This window comes from Pseudomonas sp. HN11 (assembly GCF_021390155.1).
Taxonomy (GTDB): domain Bacteria; phylum Pseudomonadota; class Gammaproteobacteria; order Pseudomonadales; family Pseudomonadaceae; genus Aquipseudomonas.
Map to the genome: position 1 here is coordinate 5,206,728 of NZ_CP089985.1, position 20,080 is coordinate 5,226,807.

General features: G+C 60.7%; 18 protein-coding genes. 7 read left to right on the forward strand and 11 right to left on the reverse strand.

Annotated features, from left to right (window positions below):
- Positions 1 to 555: 555 nt before the first annotated feature.
- Entirely contained in the window at positions 556 to 1,062 is a 507-nt protein-coding gene (locus tag LVW35_RS23855) for a disulfide bond formation protein B (RefSeq protein WP_065874484.1), read from the reverse strand.
- 145 nt (positions 1,063 to 1,207) lie between these two features.
- Entirely contained in the window at positions 1,208 to 2,389 is a 1,182-nt protein-coding gene (gene hmpA, locus LVW35_RS23860) for an NO-inducible flavohemoprotein (RefSeq protein ID WP_233892292.1), read from the reverse strand.
- Between the two features lie 146 nt (positions 2,390 to 2,535).
- Between hmpA and norR the strand changes: the two genes are divergently transcribed.
- Positions 2,536 to 4,059 carry a nitric oxide reductase transcriptional regulator NorR gene (gene norR, locus LVW35_RS23865; RefSeq protein WP_233892293.1) on the forward strand — a complete coding sequence of 508 codons (1,524 nt, stop codon included), beginning with the start codon at positions 2,536 to 2,538 and terminating at the stop codon, positions 4,057 to 4,059.
- On the opposite strand, the gene LVW35_RS23870 is transcribed toward norR, so the two are convergent.
- Positions 4,045 to 4,953 (reverse strand): DMT family transporter, encoded by a 909-nt coding sequence (locus LVW35_RS23870; RefSeq protein WP_233892294.1) that lies wholly within the window; start codon positions 4,951 to 4,953, stop codon positions 4,045 to 4,047. The two genes, norR and LVW35_RS23870, sit on opposite strands and share 15 nt — an antisense overlap.
- A gap of 138 nt (positions 4,954 to 5,091) precedes the next feature.
- Between LVW35_RS23870 and LVW35_RS23875 the strand changes: the two genes are divergently transcribed.
- Positions 5,092 to 5,967: a helix-turn-helix domain-containing protein gene (locus LVW35_RS23875; protein WP_233892295.1), complete on the forward strand. Its 876-nt coding sequence runs from the start codon at positions 5,092 to 5,094 to the stop codon at positions 5,965 to 5,967.
- Here the strand turns inward: LVW35_RS23875 and LVW35_RS23880 are convergent.
- The 7 genes from LVW35_RS23880 to LVW35_RS23910 all read right to left on the reverse strand — a co-directional run bounded on the left by LVW35_RS23880 (position 5,964) and on the right by LVW35_RS23910 (position 15,740).
- On the reverse strand, positions 5,964 to 8,465 hold the full coding sequence (locus LVW35_RS23880; protein WP_233892296.1) for a LuxR C-terminal-related transcriptional regulator: 2,502 nt from the start codon (positions 8,463 to 8,465) through the stop codon (positions 5,964 to 5,966). The genes LVW35_RS23875 and LVW35_RS23880 overlap by 4 nt on opposite strands.
- A gap of 240 nt (positions 8,466 to 8,705) precedes the next feature.
- Positions 8,706 to 10,064 carry a DUF1329 domain-containing protein gene (locus LVW35_RS23885; RefSeq protein WP_233892297.1) on the reverse strand — a complete coding sequence of 453 codons (1,359 nt, stop codon included), beginning with the start codon at positions 10,062 to 10,064 and terminating at the stop codon, positions 8,706 to 8,708.
- A 26-nt stretch (positions 10,065 to 10,090) separates the two neighbouring features.
- The gene (locus LVW35_RS23890) at positions 10,091 to 11,881 is read right to left on the reverse strand and encodes a DUF1302 domain-containing protein (RefSeq protein WP_233892298.1); all 1,791 of its coding nucleotides are present in this window, start codon (positions 11,879 to 11,881) and stop codon (positions 10,091 to 10,093) included.
- Positions 11,882 to 12,364: 483 nt separating this feature from the next.
- The gene (locus LVW35_RS23895) at positions 12,365 to 13,276 is read right to left on the reverse strand and encodes an SDR family oxidoreductase (RefSeq protein WP_233892299.1); all 912 of its coding nucleotides are present in this window, start codon (positions 13,274 to 13,276) and stop codon (positions 12,365 to 12,367) included.
- 117 nt (positions 13,277 to 13,393) lie between these two features.
- A complete protein-coding gene (locus tag LVW35_RS23900; RefSeq protein WP_233892300.1) occupies positions 13,394 to 14,296 on the reverse strand; it encodes an alpha/beta fold hydrolase in 903 nt (300 codons plus the stop codon).
- Positions 14,296 to 15,078 (reverse strand): class II aldolase/adducin family protein, encoded by a 783-nt coding sequence (locus tag LVW35_RS23905; protein WP_233892301.1) that lies wholly within the window; start codon positions 15,076 to 15,078, stop codon positions 14,296 to 14,298. Before LVW35_RS23905 ends, LVW35_RS23900 begins: the two co-directional genes overlap by 1 nt.
- Positions 15,079 to 15,284: 206 nt before the next feature.
- Positions 15,285 to 15,740 carry a flavodoxin gene (locus LVW35_RS23910; protein ID WP_233892302.1) on the reverse strand — a complete coding sequence of 152 codons (456 nt, stop codon included), beginning with the start codon at positions 15,738 to 15,740 and terminating at the stop codon, positions 15,285 to 15,287.
- 130 nt (positions 15,741 to 15,870) lie between these two features.
- On the opposite strand from LVW35_RS23910, the gene LVW35_RS23915 reads away from it, so the two are divergent.
- A complete protein-coding gene (locus LVW35_RS23915) occupies positions 15,871 to 16,338 on the forward strand; it encodes a PAS domain S-box protein (protein WP_233892303.1) in 468 nt (155 codons plus the stop codon).
- A 58-nt stretch (positions 16,339 to 16,396) separates the two neighbouring features.
- The gene (locus tag LVW35_RS23920) at positions 16,397 to 17,002 is read left to right on the forward strand and encodes a hypothetical protein (RefSeq protein WP_233892304.1); all 606 of its coding nucleotides are present in this window, start codon (positions 16,397 to 16,399) and stop codon (positions 17,000 to 17,002) included.
- 2 nt (positions 17,003 to 17,004) lie between these two features.
- On the opposite strand, the gene LVW35_RS23925 is transcribed toward LVW35_RS23920, so the two are convergent.
- On the reverse strand, positions 17,005 to 17,955 hold the full coding sequence (locus tag LVW35_RS23925; RefSeq protein WP_233892305.1) for a MerR family transcriptional regulator: 951 nt from the start codon (positions 17,953 to 17,955) through the stop codon (positions 17,005 to 17,007).
- 215 nt (positions 17,956 to 18,170) lie between these two features.
- On the opposite strand from LVW35_RS23925, the gene LVW35_RS23930 reads away from it, so the two are divergent.
- Genes LVW35_RS23930 through folE form a run of 3 tightly spaced genes read left to right on the forward strand, consistent with a single transcriptional unit; the run spans position 18,171 to position 20,080 of the window.
- Positions 18,171 to 18,731, forward strand: a complete 561-nt coding sequence (locus LVW35_RS23930; protein WP_233892306.1) for an antibiotic biosynthesis monooxygenase — start codon at positions 18,171 to 18,173, stop codon at positions 18,729 to 18,731.
- Positions 18,732 to 18,788: 57 nt separating this feature from the next.
- The gene (gene folM / locus LVW35_RS23935) at positions 18,789 to 19,499 is read left to right on the forward strand and encodes a dihydromonapterin reductase (RefSeq protein WP_233892307.1); all 711 of its coding nucleotides are present in this window, start codon (positions 18,789 to 18,791) and stop codon (positions 19,497 to 19,499) included.
- A gap of 20 nt (positions 19,500 to 19,519) precedes the next feature.
- Positions 19,520 to 20,080 (forward strand): GTP cyclohydrolase I FolE, encoded by a 561-nt coding sequence (gene folE / locus LVW35_RS23940; RefSeq protein ID WP_233892308.1) that lies wholly within the window; start codon positions 19,520 to 19,522, stop codon positions 20,078 to 20,080.

Here is a 20,080-nt window from a genome sequence, read left to right on the forward strand (position 1 = left end):
GAGCCATCCATCTGCCCCTCGACCGCTCCAGCGCTCAAATATTGAACAGCACCGGACATTCAGTGCGGGCGATTGTAGTTAGCTAGCGTTGTATAAACCATGTCTTATAAAGAAATAATTTTTATCGATTACAGCAATAATCCTTCACCAATATTGCAAAGGTTCGCGATCTTATCGCGTTAGATTCTCAACAAAAACCACAAAAATTGCAGTGTTATAGGGCAATCCATCGCAACCCTTACGGCCTGTAAGGACAAGCCAAAGCGATGCAAGCCCCCATAAAACAAGGCATTCGGACACCATGCATTTGCTGGCATGGCCTGAGGTTCGTGGAAGCGCCAGAACCATGAACTGACAGCACATCTTGACTGTTTTATGCAAATTTAAGCGGTCACTCTGCGGGCCAGAAACGTCCTGCGGCCGCTTCCGTGTGACAACATGTCGCACACTGCGCGCACCTGAAATTGTCCGGCGTCACGTTCTGTTCACAAATCCCTACAAGCAAAAACGCCCCGGTCCTCCCTCAAGAAAAACCGGGGCGTTGCAAGGATGGGCTCAGGCTTTGCGCTGGCGATTCCGGTAAATGCCCAACGGCACCAGGATCACGGTCAGTACAAACGCGACCAGCGCCCACTGTGCCAGGGACAGGCCCAGCACGGGCGGATACGGGGTACTGCAGAAGCCATCGACCTGAAAGCCCAGGGGGAACACCTTGGCCAGTGGCAGGTCATCGACGATCGGTTGCAGCACATCAATGCCGCAGCTGACCTGTGGATAAAACTGGGTGTACACGTGGTGGCCGGCGGCTGCCACGCCGCCAAGGGCGCTGAGTATCACCAGCCCTTCGAAAAACGTGAGCGCCCCTTTGGTGCGCATGGCCGCGCCGATGAACGCGAAGATCGCGATCAGCAACAAGGCGTAGCGTTGCAGGATGCACAGCGGGCATGGTGCCTCGCCCAGCACCACCTGCATGTACAGTGCACCGCCGATCAGCGCCAGGCAGATGATGCCCAGCAACACCAGAAAGCGCCGCTCCCTGCCTAAACGCAATTCGTCACTCATTTCCGGTTCCCTTTGTTTGGTTGTGCCAATGGCCGCAAGTTTACACACAGGGAGTGGTTTAAACAGAGAGGGGTTAACGGGGGATTAATCTGAGAAATAGATAAGCAAATGTGGGAGCAAGCCCGCTCCCACATTTTTGAGCGTGTTACTCCAGGGCGGCGGCGGGGCCGAAGAACTCGTAATGGCTTTGCTTCGCGGGTACACCCAAGGCCTTGAGGTGACGCTTGATCGCGCCCATGAAGCCTTTAGGCCCGAGGAAGTAAGCGTCAATGTCGCGTTGCTCGGGCAACCAGGCGGCCAGTTGCTCCTGGCTCAGCAGGCCGACCTTGTCCGCTGCCGGGCTCACGCCATCATCTTCGGCGTAGCAATAGAAGCGCTTGAGCTGCGGGTGCTTCGCCGCCAGGGCATCCACCCAATCACGGAACGCATGCACCCCGCCATTACGGGCGCAGTGGATGAAGTGCACAGGTCGCTCGGTGGCCAGGGCGGCCTCCAGCATCGGCAAGGTCGGCGTAATACCCACCCCACCGCTAATCAGCACCAACGGTTTGTCGCTGGCCGCCAGGGTGAATTCACCCGAAGGTGGGAACAGGTCGATGGTCGCCCCCACATGCATCTGGTCATGCAAGTAATTGGACACCCTCCCACCGGCTTCGCGCTTGACGCTGATGCGGTACAGGCCAGCATCGGTCAGGGCTGACAAGGAATAGTTGCGGCGTACTTCCTCGCCATCCAGTACCAACTTCATGCCGATGTATTGGCCCGGTGCAGCGGCGAGGATCGGACCATTGTCCACGGGTGCAAAGTAGAAGGAGATGATCTCGTCGCTCTCCTCCACGCGCTTGACCAGCAGGAACGGTCGCGCCCCCCGCCAGCCACCAGGGGCCAGGGCTTTCTCTTCATAGATGGCCGCCTCGGCGCTGATCAGGATATCCGCCAGTTGGCCGTAGGCCGCGCCCCAGGCACTCATCACCTCAGGGGTCGCGATCTCGCTGCCCAGCACTTCGGAAATCGCGCGCAGCAGGCAGGCGCCGACGATCGGGTAATGCTCCGGCAGAATCTGCAGGGCCACGTGCTTGTTGATGATCTTGGCCACCAGGTCACCCAGTTGGTCCAACTGGTCGATATGCCGCGCGTACATCAACACGCCGTTTGCCAGGGCGCGGGGCTGGTCGCCGCTGGCTTGGTGGGCCTGATTGAACAGCGGGCGAACTTCCGGGTACTCGCAAAGCATCATGCGGTAGAAATGGGTGATCAGCGCTTCGCCGCCGCTTTCCAGCAGGGGCACGGTGGATTTGACGATGGCACGGTCTTGGGCATTCAGCATGGGAGCCTCCTGGGCTTCTTTATCGATTGCCTTACCTACTCAGTATTCGTGCCAACTAATAAAACGTTTAATTTCAATTGCTTGATTAAAATGTAGTCAATATGACTTCCTACACCGTATAGTCATAAGGACTACAAGGAGTCATTATGACTGCGCATTCGCTGCTCACCACCCTGCTGCCCCTGGTCGCCGACCTGTCCCGTGAACTGCCCGAAGGCGAGCGTTACCGCCGCCTGTTGCAAGCCATGCGCGCCCTGCTGCCCTGTGACGCCGCCGCGCTGTTGCGCCTGGACGGTGAATGGCTGGTGCCGCTGGCCGTAGACGGTTTGAGCGCCGACACCCTGGGCAGACGTTTCAAGGTCAGCGAACACCCGCGTTTCGCCGTGTTGCTGAGCAGCGCCGGCCCCACGCGGTTTGACAGTGACAGCGAATTGCCCGACCCCTACGACGGCTTGGTCGATGGATTACACGGACATCTGGAAGTCCACGATTGCATGGGGTGTCCCCTGTTCGTCGACGATCAGCCTTGGGGCCTGCTGACCCTGGACGCCCTCGACACCGAACGCTTCGAGCGCGTGGAACTGGATGCCCTGCAAGCCTTCGCCAGCCTCGCCGCCGCCACCGTCAATGTAGCCGAACGCATCGAACACCTGACCCTGCGCGCCGAAATCTACCGCGAAGCCAGCGGCCAGCAGCACAAGGAAATGATCGGCCAGAGCAAACCCCACAAGCGCTTAGTGGAAGAGATCAAGCTGGTGGGCGGCAGTGACCTCACCGTGCTGATCACCGGCGAAACCGGCGTTGGTAAAGAACTGGTGGCCCAGGCCATCCACGCTGCCTCAACGCGTGCGGATAAACCGCTGATCAGCCTCAATTGCGCCGCCCTGCCGGAAACCCTGGTGGAAAGCGAGCTGTTTGGCCATGTGCGCGGGGCCTTTACCGGCGCGTTGAACGAACGTCGCGGCAAGTTCGAACTGGCCAATGGCGGCACGTTGTTTCTCGATGAAGTGGGCGAACTGTCGTTGACCGTGCAGGCCAAGTTGCTGCGGGTGCTGCAAAGTGGTCAGTTGCAACGCCTGGGCTCGGACAAGGAACACCAAGTGGATGTGCGCCTGATCGCCGCCACCAACCGCGACCTCGCCGATGAAGTGCGCAATGGCCGCTACCGCGCCGACTTCTATCACCGCCTCAGCGTGTACCCGCTGCAAGTACCGGCGCTGCGCGAGCGCGGGCGCGATGTATTGCTGCTGGCCGGTTTCTTCCTCGAACAGAACCGCTCACGCATGGGCCTGGGCAGCCTGCGCCTGACCAGCGATGCCCAGGCGGCACTGCTGGCCTATAACTGGCCGGGTAACGTGAGAGAACTGGAGCATTTGATCGGACGCAGCGCGCTCAAAGCCTTGGGGAACTGTCGCGAGCGTCCGAAAATTCTCAGCTTGAATGCCCAGGACCTGGACTTGCCCGATGTCAGCATACCGCTGATCGAGGAGCCAACCGACGTGGTAACCGTCGTGACCGGCGACCTGCGTCAAGTCACCGAACAGTATCAGCGCCAGGTGATCAGCGCCTGCCTGGAGCGCCATCAGCACAACTGGGCCAGCGCTGCCCGCGAACTCGGCCTGGACCGCGCCAACCTCGGGCGGATGGCCAAGCGTTTAGGGTTGAAGTAAGGCTTTCTCGGCGGCGGCAGGTGCTGGCTTGGGCTTGCGAAACACCAACACATTGCCCAGCATCACCAGCACCAACCCCGCCAACGCCGGTGCCGTCCACTGGTAGCCTTCGGCAAACGCCGACACATTCAGCGCCACCACCGGGAACAGCACCGTGCAATACGCGGCGCGCTCCGGCCCCATACGCCCGACCAGGGTCAGATACGCGGTAAAGCCGATGACCGAACCAGGGATCACCAAGTACCACAGGGCGCCGATGTACCGCGCGCTCCAGTCCATTTCAAAGGGAATCGCGCGCAACACACAATAGGTCGCCAGCATCAACGAACCATACAACATGCCCCAGGCATTAGTGGTCAACGGCCTCAGTCCGGCCTTCTGTTGCAGGCTCGATAGCATATTGCCAGCTGAGAAACACATCGTCCCCAGCAACGCCAATCCCAAGCCGAGCAAGGTCTGCGGGCTCGCGGTATGCCCCACCAGTTCCGGCCAGAACAGCAGGCCCAAGCCCGTCAAGCCCAGCCCGCCGCCCATTAACACATTACGTGCAACACGCTGGCCGAAAAACACCCGGGCATTCAGCGCATTCCACAGCGTCGCCGTGGAAAACACCACCGCCACCAACCCGCTGGGGATCCATTGACTGGCCGTCAGGAAACACATGAAATTCACGCAAAACAGGCACAGCCCCTGGGCCAGACAGATCAAATGCCCGCGCCGGCTCATCACCTGCAACTTGCGACTCACCAGCAACAGCGCAAACAGCACCAGCGCCGCCAGGCCAAAGCGATAGACGATGGACACCGGAATCGCCACCACGCCCAGCTGCCATTTAAGGGCGATCCAGGTGGTGCCCCAGATCAGCACGGTGAGTAAATACAGGGAAAGGTTCATAGCGGGCTCCATCGATTGAGCCCCAGTGTGGCCTACGATCGCTGGCGCGCTCTTGCACAATCTTGCGCTTTTGTCGGGCGGTGGGCTCACAGCATTCCCCGCGCGGAGTAGGATGCAAGGCGTCCGAGAGTACGAACCATGCCTGATCTGGAATCCCTGCAAGTCTTTCAAGCCCTTAACCGCTCGCCCAATGCACGCCTCGAAGCCTGCGCCGAGCTCGGTGACGGCTTGTCTGCAGCCTTGTGGAGCAACCATCACGATGCTCAGGATTACCAGGCACCCAGTCATCACACCTTGTCCTGCTATATCGGCGGCGGCACCGGCACGTTTCGGCGTGACCAGCCCGGCACCAAGGGTGGGCCTGACAAGTTGTGCATCCTGCCCGCCGAGCATCAGTCGGCCTGGGTGATCAACGGCGAAATCCGCTTGGCTCACGTGTATTTCAGCCCGGAGCAGTTCGCTTTAGGCTGCGTCACCCTGCTCGACCGCGAACCGCGCACTCTGCAACTGCGCGAAAGCACCTTCCTGGAAGACGCCAGCCAGGCCCGGCGCTTTCACCAGTTGAGCGCACTGAACTGGCACGAGCCCGCCGAGCGCTTGCTGACCAGCAGCCTGGCCCATGAAATGCTCAGCCACACCCTGCTCAGCCAGGTCGGCGCCCGCGACGGATTACGCTTGAAAGGCGGACTGGCGGCGCATCAGCGACGGCTATTGGTGGAGTACATCGAGCAGCACCTGGAAGACCCGATCAGCCTGGGCCAATTGGCCGGGATGTGTGCGCTGTCGGAATACCATTTCGCGCGGATGTTCCGCCAGAGCTTCGGCCTGCCGCCCCATCAATACCTGCTGGCGCGTCGCCTCACCCGCGCCCAGGCCCTGCTGCGCGGTGGCTCGCGGCCCTTGAGTGAAATCGCCTTGATGTGCGGTTTCTCCAGCGCCAGCCACTTTACCCATCGCTTGCGCCAGGCCGTGGGCGCTACACCCGGCGAATACCGCCAGGCGTTCTGCGCCTAGGTCATCAATCCCAGGGTCTTGGCCTTGGCCACTGCTTGCGTACGGCGCTCCACGCCGAGTTTGCTGTGGATACGCCGCGCGTGAGTCTTGACCGTATGCAGGGAGATAAACAGGCGATCGGCGATTTCCAGGTTGGAGTTGCCTAGGGCGATCAACTGCAGCACCTCCAGCTCGCGCTGGCTGAGTGGACTCTCTACCGTGCCCGAAACGGGCGCTTGCGGCTCCATGCCCAGTTCACTCAACAACCCCGGCGAGCGCAAACGCAGCTCGCGGATGGCCTGCTGCACCTGGCAGCGCGCCGCCAATTCCAAGCCGGTTTGCAACGAGCGCCGCGCCAGCGCGGAATCACCGACTTGCCAGGCCACTTCGCCCAGTACCAAATGCAGCTCGGTTTCCAGGCAGAGCATGCCGCGCTGATGGACGGTATCCAGCAATGCCGTGAGCCGCGCCACGGGTTGATCGGCGCAACCGAGTTTCACTTCAGCCAGCACCAACAGGTACTCCAGACGCGGCACCAGTTCCAGGGTGGCCGGCGGTGCCTGTTTGGCCTGGGGCCCATGAAAGTGACGAAGGACGCGGCGCACTGCTTCCACCGTCAGCTCCGCGCGCCCCTGCTGCAACCAGAAGTGCCCGCTGACCAGCAACAAGACCGCACGGTACACCGTGTCGGGCACCTGACGCTGTTGCATCAGCCGTTCGGCCTCACGCAGTTGCACGAAAGCCTGGGCGTAATCGCCACGGTTGGCGGCCAGCAGCGCCAGACCGAGAAAGCCATAAAGCACGCGCTTGTCCTGGCTGTGCAGGCACATTTTCAAGCCGGCCTCGAAACACTCGGCGGCCAGGCTGTCCTGCCCCTGACGCAACGCCAGATGCCCACGCCGCAGGGCGATGCGCCCGACCAGGGGCCCGGCCTTGAGACGCTGCTTGAGCAACATCGCCTGCACATTTTCCAGCAGGCTCTGCGCCCGATAAGGTGCGCCACGCTGCTCCAGCAGTTGCGCGTGATCCAACTCCAACAAGGCTTCGAGCAGCAACGAGCCATGGGCACGGGCCAGGCACAAGGCTTCGCGGCTCAGCGCCTGGGCGACATCCAGCTCACCGCGCAGCAAAGCTTGCTGAGTCAGGCCTGAAAGGCACATCAACCGCGACGTCCAGGCGCTGTCGGGCAAGGCTTGCAGCGCTTCGAGGAAGTGTTCGCGAGAGCGCTCGGCATCGCCGCCCAGATGCAGCAACCAGCCCCATTGCGCCTGCCAGCGCGCCAGAAGATAGCGTTGTTGCGCCGCCGTTGGTTGCGGCGCGAACCGCGCCAGTTGATGGATGCATTGCGCGGCCTGTTCGAAGCGCCCGGCGAACAGCAACGCCGCCGTCAATAGCCCGACCAATTGCGCCGAGCCGAGCATCAATTCATCGCCCTGCTGTTCATGCAGGCGCAACAACAGCATTGCGTTCTGCTGGCGGAACAGGTCTTCGAAACTGAAGTGCTGCAACAGGCTTACCGCCACTTCATATTCTTCGGCAAGCAATGCCTGTTCAAACGCGGCCTGCCAGTCCTGTTCGGCGGTGAACCATTGGCAGGCCCGGCGGTGCCATGAGCGTTTGGCTGGCCAGGGCTCGTCGCACAGTAAATCGGCGAGTGGCGGAAAGACCTGCAGCCACTCGGTGTCTTCCCAGGGCTGGATAAACGCGCCGAGTGCCTGCAGATCGTGCAGGTATTGATTACCGTCGCCGAAGCCGAACAGGTGCTCGCACAATCGCGCGTTGAAGCGCGGCAGATGGGCCAGTACGCGCCAGGCCTCGGCCAGTTCGGGTGGCAAGGTGCTGAACAGTTCGTGTTGCAGGTAATCGAGCAACGTCTTTTGCGGGTGACCGTCCCCCAGCAAGACGATGCGCGCACCGGCACACCAGCCGGCACTGAACTGCAGCACAGTGTCGACGGACTGTCCTGGCGCATGCGTGAGCAATTGTTGGATCTCGACCGGGCTGAACGCCAAATCGGCGCCGCACTCCAGCAATTCGTCGTCCAGCAGCAACCGCGGCCAGTTGCACAGCGGGCGACGCCGCGCGCCCAGCCACCAGGTCAGGGCCGGGCTGCTGGCGGTGAACAGGCGGTCGAGCAAGGCGTCCGTTTCCGGCGCGGGCAAGCGGCAGAAGTCATCGAGGAACACCCACGCCGGCGTCTGCCAACGCGCAAGGTCCGACAGCAGCGTCGCTTCATCGGTGAACGGCAAACCCAGGTTTTGCGTAAGGCGCCGGCAAAGATCGACGGGGCTCAGGGCAACACCATTGAGCGCCAACCAGTACACCGGGCACTCCTTGGGTGCCTGCAACGCGCACTCGGCGAGCAACGCACTCTTGCCACTGCCGCCGGGCGCGCACAGCAACTTGACCCTGACCTGCGCCGCCAGCAACGGCTCGGCCAAGCGTGGGCGCAAAAGATGGTGGGCGGACAGCCGAGGCATGAATCCAGGACGGTCCAGGCAGCGTGTCATGGCGGTCATTGCTGCATCCTGCTTTTTTATTGTTATGCAACGTGGCGCCTACCCTAGTCCTGTGGCCGGCAGTTGTTGAAGAAGTATTCAGCGGGGTGATTTCCGGCCATAAAATTCAAGGTATCCACACCCAATGTGGGAGCGGGCTTGCTCGCGAAGGCGGTGGATCAGTCTATGAATTCGGTGACTGACACTCCACATTCGCGAGCAAGCCCGCTCCCACATTGGAACTGCATTTTACATCAAGGATCAGCGAACCCCTTCGGCCCTCAATGCGGCCGGGGTGTAGTCCGCCGCCTTGGCGTCGAAGCCGAACACGAAGCTGCGCTTCTCCTCGTTCTTCATGCCCAGCGCGATGTAGCGCCCGGCAATGATGTCGTAGAGGGTTTCCACGGTGTAGGCCGGGGTCTGGTGATCGTAATAGAATTGCGCGTGACCTTCGGCGACACGCCACAGTTGGCCACGGCCATCGTAATGATCCACCAGCGCCACCTGCCAGCTGTCCTCGTCGATGTACATGTGACGCTTGGCGTAGATATGCCGCTCACTCGGCTTGACCGTGCCGACCACTTCCCACACGCGGTGCAGCTCATAGCGGGTCAGGTCCTGATTGATGTGGCCAGCCTTGATGATGTCGTCGTACTTGAGTGTCGGCTGGTCCAGCTTGTAGCTGTTGTACGGAATGTACATCTCTTTCTTGCCCACCAGCTTCCAGTCATAGCGGTCCGGGGCGCCGGAAAACATGTCGAAGTTGTCCGAGGTGCGCAGACCGTCGGAGGCGGTGCCCGGCCCGTCATACGCCACTTGCGGCGCGCGGCGTACGCGACGCTGGCCGGCATTGTAGATCCACGCCAGACGCGGCTCCTTCACCTGGTCGAGGGTTTCATGCACCAGCAGCACGTTGCCCGCCAGGCGCGCCGGGGCCGTTACCGACTGCTTGAAGAAGGTCAGCACGTTGGCCGCCTTGGCGGGGTCCATGTCGGGGATCAATTGCGGCACCGCCACTTCCTCTTCAAAGCGGATCGGCGTGTAGCTACCGTTGGTCTGCGGGGTCGCCTGGGTGATGATGCGGCGCAGGTTGCCACCGTGGTAACGGGTGATGTGGTTCCACAGCACTTCCACGCCATTCTTCGGAATCGGGAACGCGTAGTAGCGGTTACCGGTGAAACCTTCCAGTCCATTGCCGTCGTTGATCGGCTTGACGTTGAGCGCGCTGCGCTTGATCGACTCGTAGATCTCCGGCGGCAGGTTGACCGTGCGGTGGCTTGGGTAGACCGGGATCTTGTAGGTCTCGGGGTAGCGCTTGAACATCGCCACCTGGCCGTCGGAGAGTTTGTCCTTGTATTTGTCGACGGTGGCCGCAGTGATCACGAACAGCGGTTTTTCACCGGCGAACGGGTCGGCGAGGAAGCCTTTGCTGTCCACGGCGCCGGCATTTTTCGGGATGCCACCGGTCCAGGCCGGGATCGAGCCGTCGGCGTTGCCGGCTTTTTCGGCGCCCACTGGAGTCAAGGTGGTGCCGAGCTTGGCCGCCTCTTCCGGCGACACCGCTGCCATCACGTTAGAGGCCAACAGACTCAGGGCCAACACTGCAATTGTCTTACGCATGGATGCTTGTCCTTGTTTAAGCCAGATCAGAAGTTCACGCCGAAGCTGAGGGCGAGAAAGTCGCGGTCGGTCAGGGTGTTGTAGTCGCCGCCGAAGAAGTCGGTGTAACTCAGGCTGGCGGTGTAGGTGTTGCGGTAGTCCGCATCCACGCCCGCGCTGATGGCCTTGGCGCCTTTGTTGAACAGGCCGTTGGGACCATAGCCAGCCACGTCATGGGACCAGGACAGGTTGGGCTTGAGGTTGATCCCGGCGATCACGTTGTTGTAGTCCAGGATCGCCCGGGCGCGATAACCCCAGGAGGTGGAGGTCACAAAACCGTCGGTGTCACCCTGGAAACCGTAGGCGCCGTACACCGAGTCACGGCCGTAACGCAGTTTGGATTTATCTTCCAGGCCCGCGACGTGCACGATGGCGGCTTCACCCACCACGGTCAGGCGCTCGGCGCCCAGAACCTGGTCGAAGAACTGTGTCATGGAGCTTTGGATCTGGGTGATTTCCTTGCGGCGGTAGCCTTTGTTGTCGTCACCGAAGTTGCTGCGGATCGGCGAGGCGGCCTGGCCGGCGACAGGGTTGATCAAGGCCAGGGTCAGGTCGGTCGTATTGAGTTGCACCGGAGCATTCGGCCGGTAGCTGATCTCACCGGTCCACGCGGTGCCCGTGGGCAAGGTAGTGGAGAAGCTGGCCCCGAACAGGCGGATGTCTTCCGGGTAATCCAAGTAGTACTGGCCACGGCCGAGCATAAGGCTCTGGACCAACCCCGCGCCGGAACCGGGCGCGATGGCGTTGGCGGTGCCGGAGATAGCGCCCAGGGTGGCCAGGCTGGTGTTGTTGGTGATGGTCCCCACCGTTGGCGTTCGGCTGTGATAGTTCATGAAGTACAGGCCGTACTCGGTGTCATCCCCCAGCCAGCGCAACGCGGCGCCGAACTGGCCGGAATCCCGCGCATCACGGTCGCCGGCGCGACGTACGATCACCCCTTCATTGGTCGCGCCAAATCCTTGGCCGAACGCCGCCGCCACAGGTTGCAATGGCCTGATCGCCGGGTTGCCGACGGTGTAGTTGTTGGTACAGCCATCCGCCGCCACGTCGCCCCCAAAGAAGGTGCCGCAGTTATCCAGCACGGTCTGGTCCCACTCCAACTGGTAGAAACCTTCGACGGTCAATTGGTTAGTCAGACTTTGTGAAGCAAATAACATGTTGACCGGAATCAGCCCTTCCTTGATCTCTGCACCCGGACGGCGGAACGCCGATACATCGATCGGGTTGATGCTGTTGATGGAGTTGCCGATGAAGGTACTTTCGCCCCAGCTCACCACCTGTTTGCCTGCACGCACGGTGCCCGGCAGGTCACCCAGCGAATAATTGTGGTAGACGAAGGCATCGAGGATCTGCGCACCACTGGATTTGGCGCCTTCCTTGCGATTGTGGTCGCTGATCGGTTTGAACTCGCGGTCTTCGTCCTTCAGTTCGAAGTCGTACCAGTACTTGCCCCGCACGAACACGCCCGTGTCGCCGTACTTCAGCTCAAGGTCGTGCAGCCCCTTGAAGATCTTGGAGAAGGTTTCGCCCTTCTTGAAGTTCAAGCGGCCGTCATCACCGGTAGACGCTTGGCCAGTACCGCCATTGACGGTGCCCACCAGTTTTTTGTCAGCGTCGCGCATGCCCCAACTCGCGCCCACCGACAACGAGGAGTCGAATTGCCCTTCGATCTCGCCAATGTTGAACGAAACAGCCTGTGCCTGGGCACAGCAACCCAACGCAACCGCAGCGGCCAGCGCCTGCGGCGTGAAGATGGCGCGCATTGTTGTTTTTGTCATGCGTCTTCCCCGGTGAGTGACAGAAGGCCCCACCCTACTGCCGCCCATCGGGAGCGATAAGCGCACCAAGGAGGGATTCGTGTTGTCGCTCAAAAGGATGACAAGCGCTCTGGCCTGGGCTCGGGGCGCAGGCATGCATTGGGTGGATGGTGGGTTATCAGGGGAATGTATGGAGGGCGCTAAAACTGTTGCCGATTCAGCAACAGTCCTTGTCACAATTCGGCATTACTCATTTTGTTACAAGCGGCTATTCTTACCGGGCTTTCAGGGCAAATGCCCCGCTTCCCTAACCGGAAGAAAAGCCAGACTTAAATAGATTGATGCCAGTTTTCAATCTGTTACCGGTGTTCACTGACGTTGATTTATCGCTCCTTGATCCAACGTCTTACTTCAGCCGCTGCGTTTGCAGCGGCTTTTTTTTGCCAGAAATAAAACGGGGCGCTATCGGCGCCCCCGTAGGATTCAAGCTTTTTCAAGCAACGATCACAGGCTATATCTCTGCAAATTGGCCATCATCTCCTTCAAGGCTTCGATATTGTCCTTGGGGTGCGCGGCCCCTTCGAAGTCGCAAATCTGCTGCCAGTGCGCTGCCACGTCATCGGGCGAGAAGCCCGCTTCAGGGTCAAAGCCCACGCCCAGGCTGCGCTCCCAGCGGGTCTTGCCGATCCAGCCGCCGCCCACTTCAAATAATCCAGAGGTTTCCTGGCACGCTTCGCTGCCCAGGTACACCACCAACGGACTGACCAGTTCCGGCTTGAGGCGCTCGAACACCTGCGGCGGGATCAGGCCTTCAGTCATGCGCGTGCCGCCGGTGGGAGCGATGGCGTTGACCAGGATGTTGTTTTTGCGCCCTTCCAGCGCCAGGGTGCGGGTGAGGCCATACAGGCCGAGCTTGGCCATGCCGTAGTTGGACTGGCCGAAATTGCCGTAGATGCCCGAGGTCGACGCGGTGAAGATCACCCGGCCGTAACCTTGTTCGCGCAGATGGGGCCAGGCGGCGCGGGTGACTTTGTAGGCACCTTCGACATGTACCCGGTAAACCAGGTCCCAGTCGCTGTCGTCCATTTTGTGAAAAGTCTTGTCGCGCAGGATACCGGCGTTATTGACCACTACGTCGATACGGCCGAAAGCATCGAGGGCGTTCTGCACGATCTTGTCACCGTCGGTGACAGATTCATGGTTGGCCTCGGCGGTGCCACCGGCTTCGCGAATCTCGGCCACCACGCGGTCTGCGGCCGAGGCATTGGCGCCTTCACCTTGGGCGGAGCCACCCAGATCGTTGACCAGCACTTTGGCGCCATGTTTGGCGAACAGCAGCGCATGGGCCCGGCCCAATCCACCGCCGGCACCGGTGACGATCACGACCTTATCCTGGAACTGCACTGACTCACTCATACCGAACTCCAATGGCGACAAGGGGAATGGGTCGAGTGTCATGCACGGGGGCCCTGGTCACAATAAATACGGCCAAGGCTGAATGGTGCTCGATAAGGCTAGGGGATAATCGTCAGCTCAGGAACAGGCCAATCTCGGCGCTGGCTGCCCAATCCGGTCACGAAACGCCAAATAGTGCTTAAGCACCAGCACCGGCGCCTCGATCTGCGGATAGTGACCGATATTGGCCAGCAGCACCGTGTCGGCGTGGGGCACCAACTCGTGGTAACGCTCCACCATATGCGCGCCGGAGATCGGGTCAATCTCACCGTCGATCACCCGCAACGGCACGTCATTGTGTTGCATCGCCGCCACCCAGCGTTCACGCAGACGCCGGCGCTGAGGGATATAGGCGATGAGTTTGTGCAGGATGCGCGTGCCGTCATGACAGTCGATCAGGCTCCAGAAATCATCCAGCGCACTTTCGCTTGGGCGGGTAGTGGGGCCGAAGATCTGGCTGAAGCTGTTCGCCAGGGCATTGCGCCCGAAGGCACGGCCGATCATCCAGCCCAACGGGCTCAGCAAGAGCTTTTGCACCAGCGCCGGGCGATGGGTTTCGGGAAACAACCCACCGTTGAGAAACACGCAGCTGGCCATGCGAAAGCGCCCTTCGTAGTGCCGGGCCAGCAGTTCCTGGGCGACGCTGTCACCGTAGTCGTGTGCCAGCACATGCACCGGCTGCTCCACACGCAGATGGTCCAGCAGTGCTTGCTGTAAATCGGCCTGCTCCAGCAAGCAATAACTGTGATTCAGCGGCTTGGCCGAGTCGCCGAAACCGAGCATATCGCAGGCAATCACCAGATTGCGCTGGGCCAGGGGCTGCCACAGGTAATGCCAGTCCCAGCTGGCGGTGGGGAAGCCATGGATCAGCAACAAAGGTTCGCCCTGCCCCGCCGCCCAGTAATGGATGGTGCGGCCGCGAAAGTCGAACGTCTGGCTGCGTTTGCGCCAGGCTCTGAGCGGGATCTCGGCGAGTGGCATCAGCTTCTATACCCAGGGTCTTGAGCGTCCAGCTTGCGCAGCAACGCCGGCCAGGCCAGCGCGCCCCCCATACCTTGCGCGCTCTTTGTGACAGCCGCCACCATCGCTTTGGCGCCAGCGAGAATCTGCGGCCCGATGTTGATCAATTCGACACCGCCGTTTTGCGCCAGCACCTGGATATCGCAAGCGCGTTGGAAGGTGAACATCATCAAAAAGGTGTCGGCGATGGTACTGCCGCAGGTCAGCAGGCCATGGTTGTGCAGCATCAGGAAATTGTTGTCGCCCAGATCGGCCTGGAGGCGGGCTTTCTCTTCGTGGTTCAGCGCCACGCCCTCGTAGGCGTGATAGGCCAGGCTCGACAGCACGAATATCGACTGCTGGCTGATCGGCAACACGCCTTGCTTCTGCGCCGCTACCGCAACCCCGGCAGCAGTATGGGTGTGCAGCACGCAGGTCACGTCGTGGCGCACTTCATGGATGGCGCTGTGGATGGTGTAGCCCGCCGGGTTGATCTCGTAGGGACTGTCCATCAACTTGTTGCCGGCCTGGTCGACCTTGACCAGGCTCGACGCGGTGATCTCATGGAACATCAGCCCATAGGGGTTGATCAGGAAGTCATCGGTGCCCGGCACCTTGGCCGAGATATGGGTGAAGATCAGGTCATCCCAGCCATGCATCGCCACCAGGCGATAGCAGGCGGCCAGGTCGACGCGGGTTTGCCATTCGGCAGCGCTGACCTGGTCTTTGACATTCTGTGGCGATAGAACGGGGGCTAGGCTCACGGCAACGACCTCCTTGGCGCATTTTCTTCTTGTTTTTTTGGGTGATGGGCCAGTCTAGTCAGACGTCGTGGCCACCGTAGTTGCCTTGGCAGCCAGCTTGATGACCGTGCGAGTCAGCTTTGAGGATAGTTTAAATCCGTACACGCGCCGTCAGAGAAGTGCCGCCAATAAAGGCACGGCACCGGCATTGTTGCGCAAGTCAGCGCTCAACCGCGCAGTGCTTTAACCAGTTCGGCCAACCACGGTTCGGAGTCGGCTTCCGGTGTGACACTTTCGCTGGCGTCCAGGCGCAGCATCGGCAGCACTTCGCGCACGCCCAGTTCGGTAAACAGCTCGCGCATTTGCTCGCCGCCACCGCAAAAGGTATCGCCATAGCTGGCGTCGCCCAGGCCGATCACCGCACCGGGCAGGCCGCGCCAGGCGGCAGGCAGTTGATCGCGAATAGTCGAATAGAGGGGCAGCAGGTTGTCGGGCAGCTCACCCATGCCGGTGGTGGACGTGACCGCCAGGAAGGCATCCGGCGCGAAAGCTTGCACATCCGCCAGGCTGGCGCGGGGGTTGTGCCAAGCGTCGAAACCGGCCTGTTTGAGGAGGCCGGCAGCGTGGCGGGCGACTTCTTCAGCGGTGCCGTAGACCGAGCCGGAAAGGATGGCGACTTTCATCAATCTGATCCTGTAGTTGAGCGAAAGCCTGGGATATTAACAGCTGAGGCAAATTTTTCGGCGCAGCCCGTGCAACATTCACCCCTTGCCATAAACTGCACACTTCAAAACACAAGCCATGGACCGCTCAATGATTAACGCCAAACTCATGCAACTGGTCATCAACGCTTCCAACGACGGTATCGTCGTCGCCGAGCGCGAAGGCAAGGACAAGCCGCTGATCTACGTGAACCCGGCATTTGAACGCCTGACCGGCTACACCCTGGAGGAAATCCTCTATCAGGATTGTCGTTTCCTGCAATCGGGCGACCGTGACCAGCCAGCCCTGATGGCAATTCGCGAGGCGCTGGAGAGTGGCGGCGCTTGTCGGGAAATCCTGCGCAATTACCGCAAGGACGGCAGCCATTTCTGGAACGAATTGTCGCTGTCGTCGGTGTACAACGAGGCGGACAAACAGACGTATTTCGTCGGTGTGCAAAAGGACGTCACCCTACAAGTCAGAGCCCAGCAGCGCGTCACCCAGCTGGAAACCGAACTGACGCAGGTCAAGGCCGAACTGGCGGCGCTCAAAGCGACGAGCGGATCCAACAAAATTTAGAACATGACGCCATTAGAGGCGATAATGGCGTTTTAATACCCCCTGATGAGCACGAGTGATGCAGCGTGACGCGCTTCTGACCCAGGATGAGCTGGACTTCATTCAGAATATGCAGCACAACCCGCAACTGAACCTGCGGGATGCATCGTCGAGCCTGACCGTGAACGGCGGGGCGCAGATTCGCGACCTGCTGACCCGCCTCGCCGCTCATGACCACGTCACCCTTCAGGCACAGTTCGACAATCAGCAACTGACCTTCCCGCTGCACCTGGTGGAAGATGAGTTTCATGCGGTTCACCTGCGTCTGGGAGTTCCGAGCATATTCGAAGACGGGCCGATGATCCGGCCCTGGCGCCTGGCACTGGCCTCCCCCGTGGCCCTTGAAAATATCAAGGGCAACCCGGCGGCGTTGTGGGTACATGAGGTGTCGTTCAAGGGTGTGCTCATAGAAATTCGGGGGCGGATCAAGCCGCCGAAAATCTTTTCCCTATGGTTCAGCCCTTCGGGTTACGAACGCATTGCGCTGCGCGGAACCTTCGAACGAGAAACCGCGCGCGGGCTGCTCGCTTATCGGCTGAGCCAGAGCGACGCCGATGAAACCGAGCGCCTGCGCCAGTTCATCCTGCAACAGCACCGCCTGGCCCATCCTGAAGTCCACGCCTGAGATCAGGTATCCAGGCCACCGCCCAGGAATTGCTGCAAGCGGCGCTGCATCAACCGCCCTTCATTACCCAGGCAACCGATGGATGAACCGGCGAGGCTTTCCTGCGCGAAGTCTGCTGCGTCACCGGCCAGCAGCAACGGGCAGTCCAGGGTCAGCGCCAGACGCTTGAGCCGCAACGGCAGCTCACTGCCGGGTGCGCGATTGGAAAACAGTACCAAGGCTTGCGGCCGGATCTTTTCACAGATCAGGGTCAACTCATCGAATGGCTGGCCCACACCCAAGACCTTGACCGCTTGCTTTTCCCCCGACATCAGCAAGCCTGCGACCAGTAACTCCAGCTCGCGGCATTCCCCCGCGACAGCCGCCAGCAATACCCGAGGCACCGGCGCAGCGGCGGCCATCTGCAGACGTTGCGCGGTACGCGAGCGCAGAAAATTATCGAAGAACAGCCACTCGCTGGCTTGGCCGAAACGTCCCTGGTGACGCAACAACACGTGCCAGAGCGGCATGAGAATGTCTTGAAACACAACGGCCATTGGGTAGGCGGAAAAGATCTGGCCGTACAGCCGGTCCAATTGGCGGTCATCGAATTCGCTGATCGCCTGGCGCAATTGCCCACGCCACTGCGCCCACTCCACCTCAGTTCCCGAGGCTGCGTCAGGTTCGTCACGCAGCGTGTCGCGAGCAAGGATCCGGCCCACTTTGCTTACCGCAACGCCACGCTCGATCCAATCGAGGATCCGGTGAACGGTGTCGATATCGTTGCGCGAATACAAGCGATGCCCACTTTCGGTGCGGGTAGGCTGGATAAGGCCGTAGCGCCGTTCCCACGCACGCAAGGTAACCGGGTTGACGCCCGTCAGCCGAGCGACTTCGCGGATCGGAAAAAGATCATCAGTATCGTGGGGGGGAAAAGCGCTCGTTTCGCGCTGGGGAGCAATTATTTCGGGCATCAGAGGTAAAAAACTTCCGTGTCGATTTGAACCGTATTTAACGCTTTTTCGGCTGATCCACACAAGCTGAACGACGAACCGACCAAAGTATCTGGCGTATTTCGATAAAACAGGAATAATCCTTGCCTGTTTTTTCTACGTCGCTGCAACACCCCGCAGCCTCGTTTGTGTGCCGCCTACCCGGCCCAGCGCACTCGCTTATTTGGAGATACACAATGTCTACCTCTCCTGTCACCCTGATGGTTGCGCGCCGCGTGGCCAAGGGTCGCTACGAAGAACTGATGGCCTGGCTGCGCGAAGGCGAGCAATTAGCCACGGACTTTCCCGGCTACCTCGGTTCAGGTGTCCTGGCACCACCCCCCAACGATGATGAATTCCAGATCATTTTCCGCTTCGCCGATGAAAAGACCCTGCATGCCTGGGAGTTTTCGGCGTCCCGCAGTGCTTGGTTAAGCCGTGGTAGCGAGCTGTTTGCCGACCCGTCCGAGCACCGCGTACGCGGCATCGACGGCTGGTTCGGCGCAGTCGGCGCCCGTCCTCCGCGCTGGAAACAGGCCGTGGCGATCTGGCTGGCATTTTTCCCGGTGTCCCTGCTGTTCAACTTTGTCCTGGGTCCGCTGCTCAGCGAGCTCGATCTTGCGCCGCGTGTACTGGTCAGCACCCTGGCCCTTACCCCGCTGATGGTGTACTGGTTCATCCCGCTGTCGACCCATCTGTTGGCAAACTGGCTGCATCCTGCCCCGGCAACCCGCAAGGCCACCGAAGCGGCGGCGTGAATACAGGGGCGGCCGCTCGCTGGTATAGTTTCAATCTGCCAGCGACGCGAGCCTCCCATGACTGCAACAAACGCCCCGATCCTGATCACCGGCGCCGGCCAGCGTGTCGGCCTGCATTGCGCCATGCGCCTGCTGGACGAAGGCCACCCGGTGATTTTCAGCTACCGCAGCGAACGGCCCGGCGTGCAGGCCCTGCGCGAGCGTGGCGCGATCGCTGTGTTCGCCGATTTCTCCAGCGAGGCCGGTATCCTGGCGTTTATCGCTGAACTGAACACCCACACCCAGAGCCTGCGCGCGATCATCCACAACGCCTCGGCCTGGATCGCGGAAACGCCCGACGACGATAGCCGCGCCTTTACCGACATGTTCAGCGTGCACATGCTTGCGCCGTACCTGATCAACCTGCATTGTTCACCCTTGCTGCAACGCTCAACACCGGCCGACATCGTGCACATCAGCGATGACGTGGTGCGCAAGGGCAGCCGCCAGCACATCGCCTATTGCGCCACCAAGGCCGGGCTCGACAGCCTCACGCTGTCGTTTGCCGCGCAGTTCGCGCCGCTGATCAAGGTCAACGGCATCGCCCCGGCGATGGTGATGTTCAACGACGGCGACGATGCAGCCTATCGCGCCAGGGTGCTGGCCAAGTCGGCACTGGGCATCGAGCCTGGGCCCGAGGTGATCTACCAGAGCGTGCGTTACCTGCTGGATAACCCCTATGTCACCGGTACCACCCTGACCGTCAACGGCGGGCGGCATATCAAGTAAGCCGTTTATGAGGATGTTGTATGACCTTGTCCCTGCCCCAACACTACCGTGAGATTCTCAAAGGCCTGGGCGAAGACCCTGAGCGTGAAGGACTGCGAGAAACTCCCAAGCGCGCCGCCAAGGCCATGCAATACCTGTGTCATGGCTACGAACAGAACCTCGAAGAAATCGTCAACGGCGCATTGTTTGCCTCTGACAACGACGAAATGGTGATCCTGAAGGACATCGAGTTGTACTCACTGTGCGAGCACCACCTGCTGCCCTTTATCGGCAAGGCCCATGTGGCCTATATTCCGACCGGCAAGGTGCTGGGCCTGTCGAAGCTGGCGCGCATTGTCGACATGTTCGCACGTCGCCTGCAGATCCAGGAAAACCTCACGCGGCAGATCGCCGACGCCATCCAGGACGTGACCCAGGCCACCAGCGTGGCGGTGGTGATCGAAGCCCAGCACATGTGCATGATGATGCGCGGCGTGGAAAAACAGAATTCAACCATGAACACCTCGGTGATGCTCGGCGCGTTCCGCGAATCGAGCACCACGCGCATGGAGTTCCTGCAACTGATCGGACGGAGCAAGTAG